Source organism: Methylomonas sp. (assembly GCF_023228165.1).
In the GTDB taxonomy this organism is placed as follows: Bacteria; Pseudomonadota; Gammaproteobacteria; order Methylococcales; family Methylomonadaceae; genus Methylomonas.
This window is the reverse complement of the sequence record NZ_JALOBS010000009.1, coordinates 109,264-127,305: the sequence shown is the minus strand read 5'-3', so window position 1 is coordinate 127,305 and position 18,042 is coordinate 109,264. Positions and strand designations below refer to the sequence as shown.

Genomic DNA, 18,042 nt, shown 5'->3' with positions numbered 1-18,042 from the left:
AGGGTCCACGCTTAATCGTAAGGATTCGGCCGATAGATGATTTGTCCGGTCGACCGAATCGCATAAGGCATGTCGCGTAACACCCATATTTGATTTTGGGCTCGACAAGGTATGTTTTGGCGATTCGAAAGACTGCCTGGCTGCTGTCAATATGTTAATTTAAACTTTTCCGTAATGCATGCATAACAAAGTCAACAGGCGCTTCTGTGTCGCGCCGATGCTGGATTGGACCGACCGGCATTGCCGGTATTTTTACCGTTTATTGTCGCGCCAGGCTGTGTTGTATACCGAAATGGTGACGACCGGCGCCATTTTGCAGGGCAACCAGCAACGGCATTTGCAATTTAATCCGGAGGAGCAACCCGTTGCTTTGCAATTGGGCGGCAGCCATCCGCGGGATTTGGCTCGTTGCGCGGAGCTTGCCGAGCAATACGGGTACGATGAGGTGAACCTGAATATCGGTTGCCCGAGCGACAGGGTGCAAAACGGCCGGTTCGGGGCCTGTTTGATGGCGGAACCCGAATTGGTGGCTGAATGCGTGACCGCCATGCGGCAGGCGGCTTCGATACCCGTCAGCATAAAATCGCGCATTGGCATCGACGAGCGGGACTCCTATCAGGAATTGACGCAGTTTATTGCGGCGGCGCGTGCCGGCGGTTGCGATACTTTTATCGTGCACGCCCGCAAAGCCTGGTTGTCCGGTTTGTCGCCGAAACAGAACCGCGATATTCCTCCCTTGCGCTATGAGATGGTGTATCAACTGAAGCAGGATTTTCCTGAATTGGACATTATTATTAACGGTGGCATCACTAGTCTGGATGAGTCGTTGGCGTTGTTAAAACATGTCGATGGGGTGATGCTGGGGCGCGAGGTGTATCACAACCCGTATCTGCTTAGCGAAGTAGATAGCCGTCTGTATGGCGATGACTATCCGCTGAAGACTCGCCAGGAAGTAATTTTGGCTTTGCTGCCTTATGTGCGGCAACAGCTGCAACAAGGGGTGCGCTTAAACAACATCGCCCGGCATTTGCTGGGCCTGTTTCATGGTGTGGAGGGTGCCAGGGCCTGGCGCCGCCATATTAGCGAAAACGCCAATAAACCGGGGGCCGATGAGCAAGTACTTTTGCATGCCTTAGAGTTTACGGTTTGATGCTGTATACTCACACCATTTTTTTACCCGGGGTCGGCGATGGAAGAATATTTCTCCAAAATCATTCAAGCAATAGGTGAAGACGTCAATCGTGAGGGTTTGCGCGATACGCCCAAGCGGGCGGCAAAAGCCTTTAGATTTTTAAATAACGGTTATGAGAAAAACCTGGATGAAGTGCTGAATGGGGCGATTTTTCAGGCCGATACCGAAGACATGGTCATCGTCAAGGATATCGAGCTGTATTCCTTGTGCGAGCACCATTTATTACCGTTTATCGGCAAATGTCACATCGGTTATTTGCCGCAAGGTAAAGTATTGGGTTTATCCAAGTTGGCGCGGATCGTGGATATGTACGGCCGGCGCTTGCAGATTCAGGAACAACTGACCCGGCAAATTGCCAGCGCTGTACAAACCGTCATCAATGCGCGCGGCGTGGCTGTGGTGATTGAAGCCAAACATTTATGCATGATGATGCGTGGCGTAGAAAAACAAAACTCGGTGATGACGACATCGGTAATGACCGGGATTTTCCGGGAAGAAATCAGTACCCGTTCCGAATTTTTGAATCTGATCAATCGAAAATAACCAGCATGTTCGAAGACCTGGAAAAGAAAACCGGTGTATTGCTGGTCAACTTAGGTTCCCCAGCCAGCGCCAGCACTCAGGATGTCAGAGCCTTTTTAGGCGAATTTCTGCGCGATCCGCGTGTAGTGAATTTGCCGAGGCCGTTGTGGTGGCTGATTCTGAATTTGTTTATATTGCCTTTTCGGCCGCGTAAATCCGCGCATGCCTATAAAACCATCTGGACCGAGAAAGGCTCGCCGCTGATTGTGTTTAGCCGGCAGTTGACTATGAAACTGGCAAAACGTTACGGTAACGAAAAATTGCTGATCGATTGTGCGATGCGTTACGGTAAGCCGGCCTTACGCGAGAAATTGCAGGCGTTTAAAAAGCAAGGTGTGCAAGACATCGTTATCCTGCCGCTGTATCCGCAATATTCATCGACTACCACGGCGTCTATTTTCGATGTGGTGGCGGATGAATTCATTCGCTGGCAGCATATGCCGTCCTTGCGATTTGTCGGCGATTATTATCAAAGACCCGCTTATATCAAAGCGGTGGCGGATTCGATTCGCCAGCACTGGCTGAATCATGGTCAAGCGGCCTTGTTGGTGATGTCGTTTCATGGTTTGCCGGCCAAATTGACAGAGTGGGGCGATCCTTATTTTTATCACTGTCAGGCGACGGCGCGATTATTGGCCGATGAGTTAGGCTTAAAGGATAAACAATGGCAATTGGTGTTTCAGTCCCGCTTCGGACGTGCCGAATGGTTGCAGCCCTATTGCGTAGAAGTGTTACAGGATTTGCCCAAACAGGATATTAAACAAGTGGACGTGGTGTGTCCCGGGTTTGCCGTGGATTGTCTAGAAACCCTGGAAGAAATCGCCATCACCAATAAGGAAATTTTCATGGCGGCGGGCGGTAAAAGTTACCGTTACATTCCGGCGCTGAATGATTGCGATGCCCATGTCGAGGTAATGGCCGAATTAATAAAATCCGCCCGTTAAGCGGAATAAAAATAACCGGGGAGGCAGCATGCAACAAAACGTATTACAAAGCTGGAGCGACGAGGAATGGCCGGTGGTGCGAAAAAGCCTACCGCTACCCACTGGGGAAGGCGTGCTGGATCAGGGCGCATTCAATACCATAGAAGTCGATGAGTTGTTCGATACGGTTAATTACGCCAGCACTATTGCCGGCCAGACCGTGTTATATCGTTCCTTGACTCAACCGTTGGCGGATCTGGATGCTATTGCCGCCAAACAAGCGGCGGTGCGGGAAATTCGCGATAACCCGGATGTGCGGGCCAATGTGGAAAACATAGTCACCAATGCCGCTAATACCGAAAATCGGTTGTATCTGTTGCTGTTCGGCGAGTTTCTGGGCGGCTTCGGCACGGCGCGGGAAGATAATCAAATCGAGGGCTACGGTTATAAACAGTATCGGCGCGGCATCAATGCGGCGCTGAATCTGGTCGGCGCCATCCATAATTCCGGTGCCCCGCAGACGCCATATCTGCAGAGCGTGTTCAATAAAATCGGCAATTTCGCCCAGAGTAACGATTATTCGTTGATGGTCGGGCCGGTTTATAACAGTGAAAAAGGCCTGCAAAGCAAGGAGGAACGCAAAAACTCCTATGCACCGGCAACCATCTTTCGACCCACATTGTTCAAGCCCTTGCTGATTGGTTCGCTGCTGGCGATTATTTGGGGCCTGGTGATGATATTTCCTACCGATATGTTCCAGTTTTCCAAGGACGGCGTTTCGGTGGCATCGGTTTTTTTCCTGCCGTTGATGTTGGCTTATATTCCGGTGATAGGTGGCTACGATAGGGATAATTGCATCATTCCGTTGCGTAACATTTTTCGGAACTCGGCGGCCTTGGGCGAGATGCTGGATGGGTTGGGGCAGCTCGACGAATTATTGTCTTTCATCAAATACGCCGAAGACTACGGCAGCGAAACCGTGCTTCCGGAGTTGCAGTCCGCCGATCGGCATACCATGCATTTGGTTGCGGCGAAAAACCCGGTGCTGGGACACAAAAATCCGGACTACGTCGGCAACGATTTTGAGATGAGTTCCGAGCGGCTGGTCTGTATTACCGGACCCAATAGCGGCGGTAAGACCGCGTTTTGTAAGACTATCACCCAGATCCAGCTTTTGGCGCAAATCGGTTGTTATGTGCCGGCTCGGTCGGCCAACTTGAGCGTCGCCGATAAGATTTTCTATCAGGCACCGGAAATCAGCCATCTAGACGACGGTGAAGGCCGCTTTGGTACCGAATTGAAGCGCACTCGGGATATTTTCCTGGCTACCACGGCAAAAAGTTTGCTGGTGCTTGACGAAATGGCGGAAGGCACTACCTTTGAAGAGAAGATGCAATCGTCTATCGATGTGCTGGACGGGTTTTATCGCAAGGGAAACAGCACCATTTTGATTACCCACAACCATCAATTGGTAGATGTATTTATCAAAAGGGGTACGGCAACGCCTAAACAGGTGGAATTTGCCGATGAAATGCCTACCTTTAGATTGATTTCGGGTATTTCCAGAGTGAGTCATGCCGATCGGGTGGCAAAAAAAATCGGTTTTTCTAAACAGGACATCGAAAATTATTTGGCCAAATCATGATGAAAATAGGAACGCCAGGCAGTGCAACCGCAACCAAGGCGCTGCTGTTAGGCAGCGGCGAATTGGGAAAGGAAGTTGCCATTTCCTTGCAGCGTTACGGCGTTGAGGTGATCGCGGTCGATCGTTACGCTCATGCCCCCGCCATGCAAGTGGCGCATCGAAGCCATGTCATCGATATGACCGACGCGGAGGCAGTTAAAGCCTTGATCGCAGTTGAAAAGCCCGATTTGGTCGTGCCGGAAATAGAAGCGATTGCCACCGGCGCCTTGGCTGAAATCGAGGCGGTGGGAAACCTCTGCATTGTGCCGAACGCCAGGGCCATTCAGTTGACCATGAATCGCGAAGGTATACGTCAGTTGGCTGCCGAGCAGTTGGGGTTGCCGACTTCGAAATATGCTTTTGCCGAAACCTATGAACAATTGAAAAGTGCTGTTGACGGTGGTATCGGCTATCCTTGTTTTATCAAGCCCACCATGTCGTCGTCGGGCAAAGGGCAATCAATGGTGAAAAGTGCCGACCAACTGCAAGCCGCCTGGGATTATGCCAAAGCCGCTGGCCGCGCCGCTACCGGTAAGGTGATTGTTGAAGCCAAAATCGAATTCGATTTTGAAATAACTCTGTTAACGGTTAGAGCCAAGGATGCGGTCGGCCAAATTCAGACACATTTTTGCGAACCTATCGGTCATGTGCAGGTGAATGGCGATTACCGTGAAAGTTGGCAGCCTCAGCCCATGAGCGAAAAAGCCATTCAATTATCCCAGCAGATTGCCGCTAAAGTAACCGAGGCCTTGGGCGGTTTGGGTTTGTTCGGGGTTGAATTGTTTGTGCGGGGCGACCAGGTCTGGTTTAGCGAAGTCAGTCCGCGCCCTCACGATACCGGGATGGTGACCATGGTCAGTCAGGTTCAAAGCGAATTCGATTTACATGCCCGCGCCATTTTGGGTCTGCCGGTCAATACAGCCTTGGATAAAATCGGCGCCAGTGCCGTGATTTTGGGTGGTATCGATGCTAAAGCTGTCATGTATCGGGGCTTGAGTCAGGCATTGGCGGTGGCGGACAGTGAGATCCGCCTGTTTGGAAAGCCGGAGGCTTTTGTGGCGCGGCGGATGGGGGTGGCACTGACTACCGCCGATACTGTGAGTGATGCGCGGGCAAAGGCGGTTTCCGCGGCGGCAATGATAAGCATTGTTGAGGCGAGTTAAATTTATCGAAAAGGTGACGCGGTTGAAATTGCTAAAAACTATTCTATTGTTGTTATGCGTTTCATCTTTTGCTTTCGCGGATATTTTTAAATACGTGGCTCCGGATGGTCGGGTGTATTACACCGATCAACCGAAAAAAGGCTTTAACTATCGTTTAATCATCCGGACCAGGCCTAAAACGTATGCCAGGGACGTTAAGTTCATGGCGGGCAATAAGCTCAAATACCAAAGTTTAATTGCCAAGACGGCGGCTAAACATCAAATGGATCCAAAATTGCTTCATGCGGTAATTCAAGCCGAGTCGGCCTATAACCCGCATGCGGTTTCTTCGGCGGGAGCGGTTGGATTAATGCAGTTGATGCCGGACACTGCAAGACGCTATGGTGTGACCGATAGGCACGACGCCGAGCAGAATGTCGACGGCGGTACGCGTTATTTGAAGGATCTGCTGGCCATGTTCAATTCTAATTTGAAGTTGGCTGTTGCTGGGTATAACGCCGGAGAGGGCGCTGTTATGAAATATAATTACACGGTTCCGCCCTATCGGGAAACCCAAAATTATGTTCAGCAGGTTCTCAGGCTATATGGGAAGAGTTGAATATGAAACCTGTTAGCGCATTGGATGTGGTTACGGAGGTGAAGGATTTATTTTCCTTGCCGGATATTTATTTTCAACTGAATCAAATGGTGCGCGACCCGCGATATTCTATGGTCGATATCGGGGAGGTGATCGGAAAAGATCCGGCCTTGTCTGCCCGGCTATTGAAATTGGTGAACAGCTCTTTTTACGGCTTTCAATCCAAAGTTGATACGATCTCGCGGGCTATTTCCATTGTCGGTATCGATGATCTGTACAATTTGGTCGTGGCAACCTGCGTAGTCGATCGTTTTTCCAAAATTCCTTCCGATTTAGTCGACATGACGGCGTTTTGGATGCGCAGCGTTCATTGCGGCGTGGTGACCAAGTTATTGGGTAAACAGTGCGCGTCATTGAATACGGAACGCTTGTTTTTGGCGGGTTTGTTGCATGATATCGGTTCGCTGGTGCTGTATCAAATCATGCCCGAGCAGGCAAGCCAAGTATTGTTGTCGATTCGGCAGGATAGACGCTTATTGGGGGGATTCGAACAAGAGATCATCGGGTTTACCCATGCCGATGTAGGGCGTGAGTTGTTGAAATCTTGGCACTTGCCGGATTCGTTACATGAGGTTGTGGGCGGAATTCTGAATCCGGATGTTGTTGCGACGCATAAATTCGATGCGCAATTGTTATGGTTGACTGCCCGGCTGATTGATGACAGGGAGTTTGGCAGGCCAATTGAGCAGACTCTTGTAGAACTACCCGATCAGACATTGGTTTCCATGCGGTTGACTCGCGAGCAAATAGAATCGGTTATGGAGCAGGCAGCCGTTGAATTTCTTGATGTTTTCGAGCAATTGTTGCCGAGATGAGTTGTACTTTAGGGAATTGCCATGCCAAATTGATTCAATAAGTTGATCAATTTGATTAATGGCAGGCCGATCAGGGCATTAGGATCTTCACCTTCAATTTTGCTGAATAAAGCAATGCCATAGCCTTCCGATTTAAAGCTGCCCGCACAGTCGTAGGGTTGTTCTTTATCCAGATAGCGGTTTATTTGCGCCTCGTTGAGGTCCCTAAAAAACACATGGCAGGTATCGAGGTCGGTTTTAAGAATTCCACTGCCGCTATCGAGCACGCATATACCGGTATAAAACGTGACTTTTTTGCCCGACTGCAGCTTTAGTTGCCGAAGTGCACCTTCTCTATCGCCCGGCTTACCTAACAATATACCTTCGCATACAGCCACTTGATCAGAGCCAACTATCAAGTGTCGAGGGTGTGTGTTTGCCACGGCTTGGGCTTTGGCGGTCGCTAATCTCAGCGCCAGGCAATTTGGACGTTCATTCGGGAAAGGGTTTTCGTTAACGGCACTGCCGCAGCTGGTAAACGGCAGTTGGAGTTTATTCAGGATTTGGCCGCGGTATTTCGAGCTTGAGGCCAGAACAAGATTTTGCATATCGGTAGCGCAATGTTGAATGGTTGTCTGTTTGACGCAACAGCGAGTTATCTGTATGATTGTACAGTTATGTCAGACAAACTTCCTAATCTTATTGATCCGTTACTGTTCGCCGAAAGGCGGAGCATCTTGGCGGGTGCCTTAAAAATAAGTGTGCTTAAGCGCTTGTCTGACATGGTCGTAAACGTTGATAGCGATATCAATGTCGAAGTGCAGTTTGCCAAGCAAGGCAAGCGCGCGGTGGTTTTCGGCAGGATTCAATCGGTGCTGGAGCTGGAATGTCAATCCTGTTTGCAGGCGTTGGCATGGCCAATAGAGCTTACATTCAAGTTGGCTGTAGTGTCCTCGCTACAAGAGGCGGATAAGCTGGAGATTGATTGCGAACCATTGTTGTTGGATGGTGAAAAAGTCTCTTTGAATGAGATGATAGAAGACGAAATATTGTTGGCCATACCGGATTATCCCAAACACGGATATGATTGTATCCCGCAGCACCAGTCGATAGATCCTGCTTTTGACGATAATAGCCGGACCGAAACGAATAACCCTTTTTCTGTTTTAGCCAAACTTAAAAAAACTGGAGAGTAAAAATGGCAGTACAAAAGAGCAAAGTATCGCGTTCAAGACGCGGTCAACGTCGTTCACACGATTCATTAACAAGCAAAACCCTGGCCAACGATCCGTTGACCGGTGAAGTGCATTTACGTCACCACATGACACCAGACGGCTTTTTCAAAGGCCGCCAAATTATTGCCAGCAACATCGACGAAGAATAATAAATTGCCAGCCTGCTAGATGCCGATGATGTAGTTTAAATGGCCGATATTTCAGTGAAAAGCCCGGGTTACACCGGCTTTTCGCTTTTTCAGGCTTGCATCTTTTCGGTTCTCGACAGGGTAACGGATTTGTTAATTATCAAAGACGGCACGTTTTATTTAACGTGTCTCCTCCTTTCAACTTCAAGGGTTAGGTCCTAAGCGTGAGCTCAACTCTATCGATTGATGCTATGGGCGGGGATTTTGGTCCCCAAGTGACAATTCCCGCGTCACTAGCCTGTTTACGAAAAAATCCCCAATTAAGTTTGATCATGGTCGGCGATCAGGCTGTGCTAAACGACATGTTGTCCGAGGCCCTGCTTGAATTTAAAGATCGTATCAGTATTCAGCATGCCTCCCAGGTAGTCGAAATGGACGAACCGCCGCAAAAGGCGTTGAAGAACAAAAAAGACTCCTCAATGCGGGTGGCCATTAATCTGGTAAAAGACGGCCGGGCCGATGCGTGCGTCAGTGCGGGTAATACGGGGGCTTTGATGGCTACTGCCCGCTTTGTGCTGAAAATGATTCCGGGTATTGAACGTCCGGCCATCATTTCCACGCTGCCTTCGGTGTTTGGGCATACGCATGTGTTGGATTTAGGCGCAAACGTCGATTCCAGTGCGAAACATCTTTACCAATTCGCGGTCATGGGCGAGGAAGTGGTTAAGGCGGTTGAAAATATTGAACGGCCTCGGGTCGGATTGCTGAATATCGGCGAAGAAGACATGAAAGGCAACGAACAAGTCAAGGCGGCAGCCAAATTGTTGGAAGGTTCGGGCTTGAATTACATCGGTTATGTAGAAGGGAATTCCATCAATGCCGGCAGCGTCAAAGTTGACTTGATTGTTACGGACGGTTTTGTAGGCAATGTGGCGCTGAAGTCGATTGAAGGCGCGGCGAAAATGATTGCCGTCAAACTGAAGGAGACCTTTTCCCGCAATATTTTTACAAAACTTGCCGGCTTGGTTGTCTACCCGGTATTAAAATTATTTAAAGATAGTATCGATCCGCGACTTTATAATGGGGCCAGCTTTATTGGTTTGCGCGGTTTAGTCATTAAAAGTCATGGCGGTGCCGATGCCCTTGCCTTTGAAACAGCTATTCACTTGGCGGAAGTAGAGGTTGAGAAAGATGTTATTCGCAAAATCAGCGAAAAGCTGCAAATCGCCCTTGCCCGGAAGGAAGCGGAATGAGTAGCTGGAGTAATGTAATCGGCACTGGTGGTTACCTGCCGTCCACCGTCCGCACCAACGACGATATATCGGCCATGGTGGATACTTCGGATAGCTGGATTTACGAACGTACCGGCATTAAAAGCCGGCGGATTGCCGGTCCCGAAGAAACCGCGTCCAGCATGGCTGAAATTGCCGCGCGGCAAGCCATGGACATGGCGGGTATCGATGCGGACGATATCGGCCTGATTGTTGTCGCTACCGGCACGCCGGATAGGGTTTATCCCAGTACGGCTTGTCTTTTGCAGCAACGTTTGGGCATTAAGCAATGCGTGGCGTTTGACGTGCAGGCGGCCTGTTCTGGGTCGGTATTTGCGTTAAGCATTGCCGATCAATACATCAAAACTGGTTTTTGCAAAACAGTGCTGGTGGTGGGTGCGGAAGTATGCTCGCGTATCGTTGACTGGACGGACAGAGGTACCTGTATTTTGTTTGGCGACGGCGCGGGGGCTGTATTGCTGTCTGCCTCGGAGCGACCCGGAATTTTGTCGACGCACATTCATTCGGATGGCGGGTACGAAGACTTACTTTTTTGCCCCAATCCGCAAGTGGCCGCGCTAGTCAATCAACAAGAACCCGGATATATCAACATGCGCGGCAACGAAGTTTTTAAGGTGGCCGTCAATACCCTGGGGCGTATTGTGGATGAAACCTTGGAAGCCAATGATTTGCAGCAGAGCGATATAGACTGGCTGGTACCGCATCAGGCCAATACCAGAATCATAGCCGCAACGGCCAAAAAATTGGGCATGGATATGGATCAAGTAATTTTGACCCTGGAAAACCAAGGCAACACGTCGTCGGCATCCGTATTGTTGGCATTTAACGAAGGCGTGCGCGATGGCCGGATCAAAAAAGGCCAGATGGTTCTGATGGAGGCGTTTGGAGCTGGTTTTACCTGGGGTTCAGCATTAATCAAATACTAAAACATGACTATGAGCGAACAAAATTATAACTTAGCATTTGTATTTCCAGGGCAGGGATCGCAATCGGTCGGCATGGTGTCCTCCATGGCGGCAGCGTTTCCGCAAGTCAAGCAAACCTTCGAACAGGCTTCCGATGCGCTGGGATTCGATCTGTGGCATTTGGTTGAAAACGGGCCTGAAGCGGACTTAAATCAAACCGAAAATACCCAGCCCGCCATGTTGGCCGCGGGTGTGGCTTTCTGGCGAGTCTGGTGCGATAAATCAAAGATTCGCCCAGCCTGGATGGCCGGACACAGCTTGGGTGAATATACGGCGTTGGTCTGTTCGGGGGCCATTGGGTTTGAAGATGCTTTAAAATTAGTCGTAGCGCGCGGGCGGTTGATGCAGGAAGCAGTACCTGTTGGAGTCGGCGCCATGGCGGCGATTTTAGGTTTGCAAGATCATCAAGTCGTGAACGCCTGCTTGGATGTGGCGAATGGTGAAGTGGTGGCGGCGGCCAATTTTAATGCGCCTGGCCAAGTTGTGATTGCCGGCAATACAGCGGCTGTTGATAGAGCGATCGATGCACTGAAAGCCTTGGGGGCCAAGCGGGCCTTAAAATTACCGGTAAGCGTACCCTCGCATTGCCTGTTAATGGAGGATGCGTCCTATAAACTCAATGAGATATTGCAGGATATCAACGTGGAGATGCCGGATGTCACCTTGATTCACAATGCAGATGTCAAATCCCACGGTTCGCCCGAAGTGATTCGCAATGCTTTGAAAGAGCAGCTTTTTAACCCGGTACGCTGGGTTGAAATTGTTAAATTCATGCACGAGCAAGGCGTATCCGAATTTGTCGAATGTGGGCCCGGCAAAGTATTGATGGGGTTAAATAAACGTATTTCCCCGGATGCGGTGCATTTCACGATGTTTGACCCTGACTCATTGAATACTGTTGTGGAGCAATTTCATGGATAAAAAACTGGCTATTGTGACCGGCGCCAGCCGGGGCATCGGGCGTGCCATTGCGGAAAAATTGGTTGCGGACGGCTTTTTTGTAGTAGGGACCGCCACGTCCGGTAACGGTGCGGAAGCGATTTCCGCCTATCTGGGCGAAAACGGCAAAGGCTATAAATTGAATGTGGCCGATGCCGCCGATATTGAAAGTTTCATCAAAACCATCGGTGATGCTCACGGCACACCAGTCGTGTTGGTGAACAACGCCGGTATTACCCGCGATAATTTATTGATGCGAATGAAGGATGAGGAATGGGATGACATCATCTCCACCAATCTGACCTCGATATTTAGAATGAGTAAAGCCGTTCTGCGCGGCATGATGAAGGTGCGTTACGGACGTATCATCAATATTTCTTCAGTGGTCGGTTCCACCGGTAACGCCGGACAAACCAATTATGCGGCCGCTAAAGCCGGGATGGTCGGATTTGCAAAATCGATGGCCAAGGAAGTGGGTTCCCGCGGCATTACCGTCAACACCGTAGCCCCGGGTTTTATCGATACCGATATGACCAAGGAATTGTCGGAAGAGATTAAAAACGCCTTGTTGAGTTCAATTGCATTGGGCCGATTGGGGCAGCCGGAAGAAATTGCTAATGCGGTATCTTTCCTGGCTTCCGAGCAAGCATCTTATATTACCGGCGAGACCTTGCATGTGAATGGCGGCATGTACATGCCTTAAGACATCCTGGGCTAGGCGCAGTGTGGCTAAAAACCGGTTTCACCTTGAGCGCAACCGGTTTTTTTGTATGTCGATTAATGCATCACTTTATTTCGACCGGTTTCCTTGGCTTGATAAAGGGCCGTGTCGGCGCGGGTAACAAAACTTTCCGGGTCGTCATTGGCAAGTAATTCGGCTATACCGACTGAAATGGTAATCCGGCCTAAGGTTAAGTTATCTGTTTTCCGTTTTAAGCGGCTTTTCTCCATTTCAAGGCGGATATTTTCGGCGATCTCAATCGCTTTCTGCTTCGGCGTATTCGGCATGATGATGGCTAATTCCTCGCCGCCATAGCGCGCCACATGGTGATGATCTTCCGCGTGTTTTTTCATTAATGTCGCCACGAATTTGATGACGTTATCGCCTATGGTATGACCGTAGGTGTCGTTTACCCGTTTGAAATGATCGATATCCAGCAAGGACAGGCAAGTTGTCGCTTTGCCGGGTTGTTCAATAATCTCGCTCAAAGTCTGGTCGAAAGCCCTGCGGTTTAACAAGCCGGTCAAGCCGTCCGTTACAGCTATTTGCCGAACTTGGGCCAACTCGGCACGCAGTTGTTCCATTTCCACATTGGCTTTATTTAATTGAATTTGCATGGCTTGGCTGGTGGCGGCAAGCGATTTTGTCTCTTGAATGATTTCTTGCAAAATTGATTGGGTGGTAGCTATCTCTGGTGTGTTTTCCAGAATTGCCGATTTTTTCTGAAAGCTATCGTTAGTCTGTTCGGCTTTGTGACAGGTATCGTTAATAGCATCCGTTGCCTGACGAATCACTTTATGAATTTGCTGATTGATGTTGTCGAACGATCTTAGCGAAGCATTGCTGATAAAGTTGCCGTATAACTCTAGGCTGGTCTCGTGGTCGAACGAGATATTCCGGCTCAACAATTGATTGACGGCCGAAGTTAAGGAAGGATTTAGTTCGGTAACATAATCGTAAAAAATAGCATAATTTACTGGATTTGCGGCTATTTGATGCTGGGTTAGCAGCGGAATAATTTTTTTAAGATAATCGGAATTCAGAGCAAAGGAAAAATCGTAAACGGGTAAAAGCGCTGCGCTATGGTCCATATCTTTTATATAAATGAGATTGAGGCGTTGATTTTACTGGCAAGCTAGTCGAGATATTCCTTGCCCGATGAATTTAACGGTAGGTCTCAAAAAGCTAGCCGGACGAGACCTTAATAAATCAATTTTTGCATTCAAACTTAAGTTTCTGGCTCATTAAAGATATGCTAAGTATGGTTTTTTTCAACTATAGCAACAATAATAATTTATCTTTGATGGGGTTCAAGCATTTCGGATAGAGCAATCCGGGTATTTATTCTGTTACAAAAACATTTTGCAATGCGGGAGAATTTGTATAGAATGCCCGCCGGTTGGAGTCGGGTGCTTAGCTCAGCTGGGAGAGCATCGCCCTTACAAGGCGAGGGTCGGGGGTTCGAACCCCTCAGCACCCACCAGATTTCAACTAAAAAATCGCCGCAGATAAACGCCGGTATGCGAGTCGGTGTGCCGGGCAATTTCTTGCGGAGTGCCTTCGGCAACCAGCGTGCCGCCGCCATTCCCGCCTTCCGGTCCCATATCCACAATCCAATCCGCTGTTTTAATCACATCCAGATTATGTTCGATGATGATGACGGTATTGCCGTGATCGCGCAGCGTGTGCAGTACGGACAGCAATTGTTTGATGTCATGAAAATGTAAGCCGGTGGTCGGTTCGTCCAGGATATACAGGGTTTTGCCGGTATCCCGTTTGGATAGTTCCTTGGCCAGCTTGACCCGCTGTGCCTCGCCGCCCGACAGCGTTGTAGCATTTTGCCCCAGCGTGATATAGCTCAAACCTACGTCGATTAAGGTATGCAGCTTACGGGCCAGACTGGGGACCGCCGAGAAAAACTGCGCGGCGTCTTCCACCGTCATCTCCAACACTTCGTGGATGCTCTTGCCTTTGTAACGCACTTCCAGTGTCTCCCGGTTATAGCGCTTGCCGTGGCAGATGTCGCAAGGCACGAAAATATCCGGCAGAAAATGCATTTCCACTTTGATGACCCCGTCGCCGGAGCATGCTTCGCAGCGGCCGCCTTTGACGTTAAAACTAAAGCGGCCCGGCGTATAACCGCGCGAACGGGCTTCCGGCGTGGCCGAGAACAATTCCCGCACCGGCGTAAAAATACCGGTGTAGGTAGCGGGATTGGAGCGCGGGGTGCGGCCGATCGGACTTTGATCGATATCTACCACCTTGTCGAAATGCTCCAGACCTTCGACCGCTTCGCAAGGGGCGGGAATACAACTGGCGCCGTTGATGCTGCGGGCGGCGTGGCTGTATAAGGTATCGTTAATCAGCGTGGATTTGCCGGAGCCGGACACGCCGGTGACACAGGTTAGCAGTCCCACCGGGAAACTCACCGTGACGTTTTTCAAATTGTTACCGTGAGCGTTGCGTATGGTTAATTGCCGAGATGGGTCGCGCGACGTGGTATGGTCCGGCATTTGGATCGACAAAGCGCCGGATAAATACTGGCCGGTCAGTGAGTTGGGATCGGCCAGAATTTGCGCTGGGGTACCTTGCGAGACTATTTGGCCGCCGTGCACCCCGGCGCCGGGGCCGATGTCGACGATATGGTCGGCGGCGCGGATGGCGTCCTCGTCGTGTTCCACCACGATAACGGTATTGCCCAGATCGCGTAGTCGGAACAAGGTATTCAGCAAACGCTGGTTGTCGCGTTGATGCAGACCTATCGAGGGCTCGTCCAGCACATACATCACGCCTACCAGGCCCGCGCCTATCTGGCTGGCCAGGCGTATGCGCTGCGCTTCGCCGCCGGACAAGGTGTCTGCGCTGCGATCAAGCGTCAGATAATCCAGGCCGACGTTCACCAAAAACTCCAGCCGCTCCTGGATTTCCTTGTTGATTTTAGCCGCGATTTCGCCGCGGTGGCCGGGTATCGACAGCTGTTGAAAAAAACGCAAGGTTTGCTTGATGGGTAAGCGGGTGACGTGATGTAAAGGCTGGTCCTGCACAAACACATTGCGCGCGCCGAGGTTTAAGCGGGCGCCGTTGCAGACTGCGCAGGTTTGCTGAGCCAGATATTTGGACAACTCATCCCGCACCATCTGCGAGTCGCTTTCATGATAGCGCCGCTCCATATTGGGAATGATGCCTTCAAACGGATGGCGGCTGATCTTGGGTTTGCCTTGGCCCATTTGGAATTGGAAGGTGATGCTGTCTTCGCCGCTGCCGTACAAAATCACAGCCTGTATGTCTTGGGAGATTTTCGAGAACGGCGTTTCGGGATCGAAGCCGTAATGCTCGGCCAAGGCGCAAATGATTTGGTAATAATAGGCATTACGGCGGTCCCAGCCCCGCACAGCACCGCCGGCCAGGCTGATGTCCGGATTATGTACCACTAGTTGCGGGTCGAAGTGCTGGCGTACTCCCAGGCCATCGCAGCTCGGGCAGGCGCCTTTCGGGTTGTTGAAAGAAAAAATTCGCGGTTCCAGTTCGCTCAAACTATAGCCACAATGCGGACAGGCGTAACGTTCGGAAAACAGCAGCTTTTGCTCGGTCTCCATCGAGGCGGCAATTGCCAGACCGTCAGATAAACGCAGCGCGGTTTCAAACGATTCCGCCAGCCGCAAGGCAATGTCGTCGCGAATTTTGAAACGGTCGACGATAACTTCTATTGTGTGTTTTTTCTTTAAATCCAGGGTGGGCGGTTCGTCCAGTTCATAGACTTCACCGTCGATCCGGGCCCGCAAAAAGCCCTGGGCTTTCAAGTCCTCCAGTAGCAGCACATGTTCGCCCTTGCGGTCATTAACTACCGGCGCCAGCAGCATCCAGCGCTCGCCATCCGGCTGCGCCAAGACTTGGTCCACCATCTGGCTGACGGTTTGGGCTTCCAGCGAGCCGCCGTGCTCGGGGCAACGCGGGATGCCGACCCGGGCATATAGTAGACGCAGATAGTCGTAAATCTCGGTAATGGTGCCGACCGTGGAGCGCGGATTGTGCGACGTGGATTTTTGTTCGATGGAAATGGCGGGCGACAGGCCTTCGATATGGTCGACATCCGGTTTTTCCATCATCGATAAAAACTGTCGGGCGTAGGCGGATAGGGATTCCACATAACGGCGCTGGCCTTCGGCGTAAATCGTATCGAATGCCAACGACGACTTGCCGGAGCCGGACAAGCCGGTGATGACGATCAAGCTATCCCTGGGCAGATCCAGGTCGATGTTTTTCAGATTGTGAGTGCGGGCGCCGCGAATACTAATGGTGTCCACTGTGTCGATTCCTGCAATTTAAAGAACCTGATACTATACGTGTCTTTCACGATGCAAGGCAAAGAGGAGTTGGGGTTTGACACAGGTTCAGGATGTTTCGGGTGCAATGACGCGCATGGAAAAGCGGGCAACTGTTTCGCTGGCCAGTATTTATTCGCTCAGAATGCTGGGTTTATTCATGCTATTACCGGTATTGTCGCTGTTTACCGAACAAATGCCGGGCTCGACACCCAAATTAGTCGGATTGACCATGGGGATTTACGGCCTGACGCAAGCCGTACTGCAAATCCCGTTCGGTTTATTGTCGGATCGCTTCAGTCGCAAAGCGATTATCGTCATCGGCTTGCTGCTGTTTTTAGCCGGTAGCGTGGTGGCGGCGCTGGCGACGGATATTTACGGGATACTGATCGGGCGCGCCTTACAAGGCTGCGGGGCGGTTTCGGCTGCCGTGATGGCCTTGTTGGCGGATTTGACCCAGGAGGTAAATCGCACCAAAGCCATGGCCACCATAGGTGCCAGTATAGGCGTTTCGTTTGGGGTGGCGATGACCGTGGGGCCGCTGATCGCCCACCATTTCGGCATTAGCGGCATTTTTTGGACGATTGCGATTTTGGCGTCGTTGGCTGTGCTGGTTATCGTGTTCATCGTGCCTAATCCCCGCAAGATAAGCGTGCACCGCGATGCCGAATATATTCCGTCCGAGCTGAGCTCGGTGATCAAAAACGCCGATTTGCTGCGGCTTAATTACGGTATTTTTTCGCTGCATCTGATTTTAATGGCCAGCTTCGTGGTGGTGCCGTTATTGATGCGCGACGCAGGATTGCTGGCCGGTAAACATTGGCTGGTTTATTTGCCGGTGCTGGTTACATCCATGGCGGCCATCATTCCGTTCGTGATCATCGCCGAGAAAAAGCGCCAGATGAAGAAAGTATTCGTCGGTGCGGTGATTTCCCTGGTGCTTGCCAATTTGGGCTTTATTCTGCTACACGGCCAGTTGATCGGTTTGATCGCCTGCCTGTGGGTGTTTTTCTGCGGCTTTAACTTATTGGAAGCCACGTTGCCTTCGCTGATTTCCAAAACCGCGCCGGGCGATTTGAAGGGCACGGCCATGGGGATATATTCCAGCTCTCAATTCATGGGCGCTTTTTTAGGCGGTACCAGCGGTGGCTGGTTATACGGCGAATACGGCCCCAGCTCGGTGTTTATATTTTCCGCCGCCATTGCGGCCAGCTGGGCGTTAGTTGCTCTATTCATGTCGCCGCCGCGTTATCTGGCCAACTTGCTGCTTTCGCTGCAAGCCGTTAAACCGGAGCGGGGAACGGAATTTTCCAAGCGGCTAATAGCCCTCAACGGTGTCGAAGAGGTGCGGTTGCATTTCGAAGAAAATACCGCCTATTTAAAAGTCGATAGTCAGCGGTTGGATAAAAACGAATTAAACCTATTTTTAAAGCAATGGCAGTAAGTCATTGTTATTGAATTTTTT

Annotated in this window: 17 protein-coding genes and 1 tRNA gene; 15 read left to right on the top strand and 3 right to left on the bottom strand. The window is 50.5% G+C overall.

Translation table 11 applies throughout. The features are described from left to right. Nucleotides 1-178: 178 nt before the first annotated feature. Genes dusA through M0R33_RS08740 form a run of 7 tightly spaced genes read left to right on the top strand, consistent with a single transcriptional unit; the run spans nt 179 to nt 6,996 of the window. A complete protein-coding gene (gene dusA, locus M0R33_RS08770; protein ID WP_292567895.1) occupies nt 179-1,150 on the top strand; it encodes a tRNA dihydrouridine(20/20a) synthase DusA in 972 nt (323 codons plus the stop codon). A gap of 39 nt (nt 1,151-1,189) precedes the next feature. Then, nucleotides 1,190-1,735, top strand: coding sequence for a GTP cyclohydrolase I FolE (folE, locus tag M0R33_RS08765; protein ID WP_292567893.1), 546 nt, complete (start codon nt 1,190-1,192; stop codon nt 1,733-1,735). A 5-nt stretch (nt 1,736-1,740) separates the two neighbouring features. Next, the gene (hemH, locus tag M0R33_RS08760) at nt 1,741-2,718 is read left to right on the top strand and encodes a ferrochelatase (protein WP_292567891.1); all 978 of its coding nucleotides are present in this window, start codon (nt 1,741-1,743) and stop codon (nt 2,716-2,718) included. 28 nt (nt 2,719-2,746) lie between these two features. Continuing rightward, nucleotides 2,747-4,342 (top strand): DNA mismatch repair protein MutS, encoded by a 1,596-nt coding sequence (locus tag M0R33_RS08755; RefSeq protein WP_292567889.1) that lies wholly within the window; start codon nt 2,747-2,749, stop codon nt 4,340-4,342. After that, the gene (gene purT / locus M0R33_RS08750) at nt 4,342-5,544 is read left to right on the top strand and encodes a formate-dependent phosphoribosylglycinamide formyltransferase (RefSeq protein ID WP_292567951.1); all 1,203 of its coding nucleotides are present in this window, start codon (nt 4,342-4,344) and stop codon (nt 5,542-5,544) included. Before M0R33_RS08755 ends, purT begins: the two co-directional genes overlap by 1 nt. A 22-nt stretch (nt 5,545-5,566) precedes the next feature. Further along, nucleotides 5,567-6,142, top strand: a complete 576-nt coding sequence (locus tag M0R33_RS08745) for a transglycosylase SLT domain-containing protein (RefSeq protein ID WP_292567887.1) — start codon at nt 5,567-5,569, stop codon at nt 6,140-6,142. Between the two features lie 2 nt (nt 6,143-6,144). Then, a complete protein-coding gene (locus M0R33_RS08740; RefSeq protein ID WP_292567885.1) occupies nt 6,145-6,996 on the top strand; it encodes an HDOD domain-containing protein in 852 nt (283 codons plus the stop codon). A gap of 8 nt (nt 6,997-7,004) precedes the next feature. Here M0R33_RS08740 and M0R33_RS08735 read toward each other — a convergent pair whose 3' ends face one another. Then, nucleotides 7,005-7,583, bottom strand: a complete 579-nt coding sequence (locus M0R33_RS08735) for a nucleoside triphosphate pyrophosphatase (RefSeq protein ID WP_292567883.1) — start codon at nt 7,581-7,583, stop codon at nt 7,005-7,007. On the opposite strand from M0R33_RS08735, the gene M0R33_RS08730 reads away from it, so the two are divergent. The 6 genes from M0R33_RS08730 to fabG all read left to right on the top strand — a co-directional run bounded on the left by M0R33_RS08730 (nt 7,578) and on the right by fabG (nt 12,237). Next, nucleotides 7,578-8,171 carry a YceD family protein gene (locus M0R33_RS08730; protein ID WP_292567881.1) on the top strand — a complete coding sequence of 198 codons (594 nt, stop codon included), beginning with the start codon at nt 7,578-7,580 and terminating at the stop codon, nt 8,169-8,171. The two genes, M0R33_RS08735 and M0R33_RS08730, sit on opposite strands and share 6 nt — an antisense overlap. 2 nt (nt 8,172-8,173) lie before the next feature. Continuing rightward, nucleotides 8,174-8,359 (top strand): 50S ribosomal protein L32, encoded by a 186-nt coding sequence (gene rpmF, locus M0R33_RS08725; RefSeq protein WP_292567879.1) that lies wholly within the window; start codon nt 8,174-8,176, stop codon nt 8,357-8,359. Between the two features lie 203 nt (nt 8,360-8,562). After that, nucleotides 8,563-9,591: a phosphate acyltransferase PlsX gene (gene plsX / locus M0R33_RS08720; RefSeq protein ID WP_292567877.1), complete on the top strand. Its 1,029-nt coding sequence runs from the start codon at nt 8,563-8,565 to the stop codon at nt 9,589-9,591. Next, complete coding sequence (locus M0R33_RS08715; protein WP_292567875.1) at nt 9,588-10,556, top strand: beta-ketoacyl-ACP synthase III; 969 nt, start codon at nt 9,588-9,590, stop codon at nt 10,554-10,556. Before plsX ends, M0R33_RS08715 begins: the two co-directional genes overlap by 4 nt. 9 nt (nt 10,557-10,565) lie before the next feature. Continuing rightward, nucleotides 10,566-11,516, top strand: a complete 951-nt coding sequence (gene fabD / locus M0R33_RS08710) for an ACP S-malonyltransferase (RefSeq protein WP_292567873.1) — start codon at nt 10,566-10,568, stop codon at nt 11,514-11,516. Continuing rightward, nucleotides 11,509-12,237: a 3-oxoacyl-ACP reductase FabG gene (gene fabG, locus M0R33_RS08705; RefSeq protein WP_292567872.1), complete on the top strand. Its 729-nt coding sequence runs from the start codon at nt 11,509-11,511 to the stop codon at nt 12,235-12,237. Before fabD ends, fabG begins: the two co-directional genes overlap by 8 nt. A 74-nt stretch (nt 12,238-12,311) precedes the next feature. Here fabG and M0R33_RS08700 read toward each other — a convergent pair whose 3' ends face one another. Beyond that, nucleotides 12,312-13,346, bottom strand: a complete 1,035-nt coding sequence (locus M0R33_RS08700; RefSeq protein ID WP_292567870.1) for a GGDEF domain-containing protein — start codon at nt 13,344-13,346, stop codon at nt 12,312-12,314. 316 nt (nt 13,347-13,662) lie between these two features. Between M0R33_RS08700 and M0R33_RS08695 the strand changes: the two genes are divergently transcribed. Further along, a tRNA-Val gene (locus tag M0R33_RS08695) sits at nt 13,663-13,738 on the top strand. Nucleotides 13,739-13,742: 4 nt separating this feature from the next. On the opposite strand, the gene uvrA is transcribed toward M0R33_RS08695, so the two are convergent. Then, a complete protein-coding gene (uvrA, locus tag M0R33_RS08690) occupies nt 13,743-16,559 on the bottom strand; it encodes an excinuclease ABC subunit UvrA (protein WP_292567868.1) in 2,817 nt (938 codons plus the stop codon). 76 nt (nt 16,560-16,635) lie between these two features. Between uvrA and M0R33_RS08685 the strand changes: the two genes are divergently transcribed. After that, a complete protein-coding gene (locus M0R33_RS08685; protein ID WP_292567866.1) occupies nt 16,636-18,021 on the top strand; it encodes an MFS transporter in 1,386 nt (461 codons plus the stop codon). Nucleotides 18,022-18,042 lie beyond the last annotated feature (21 nt).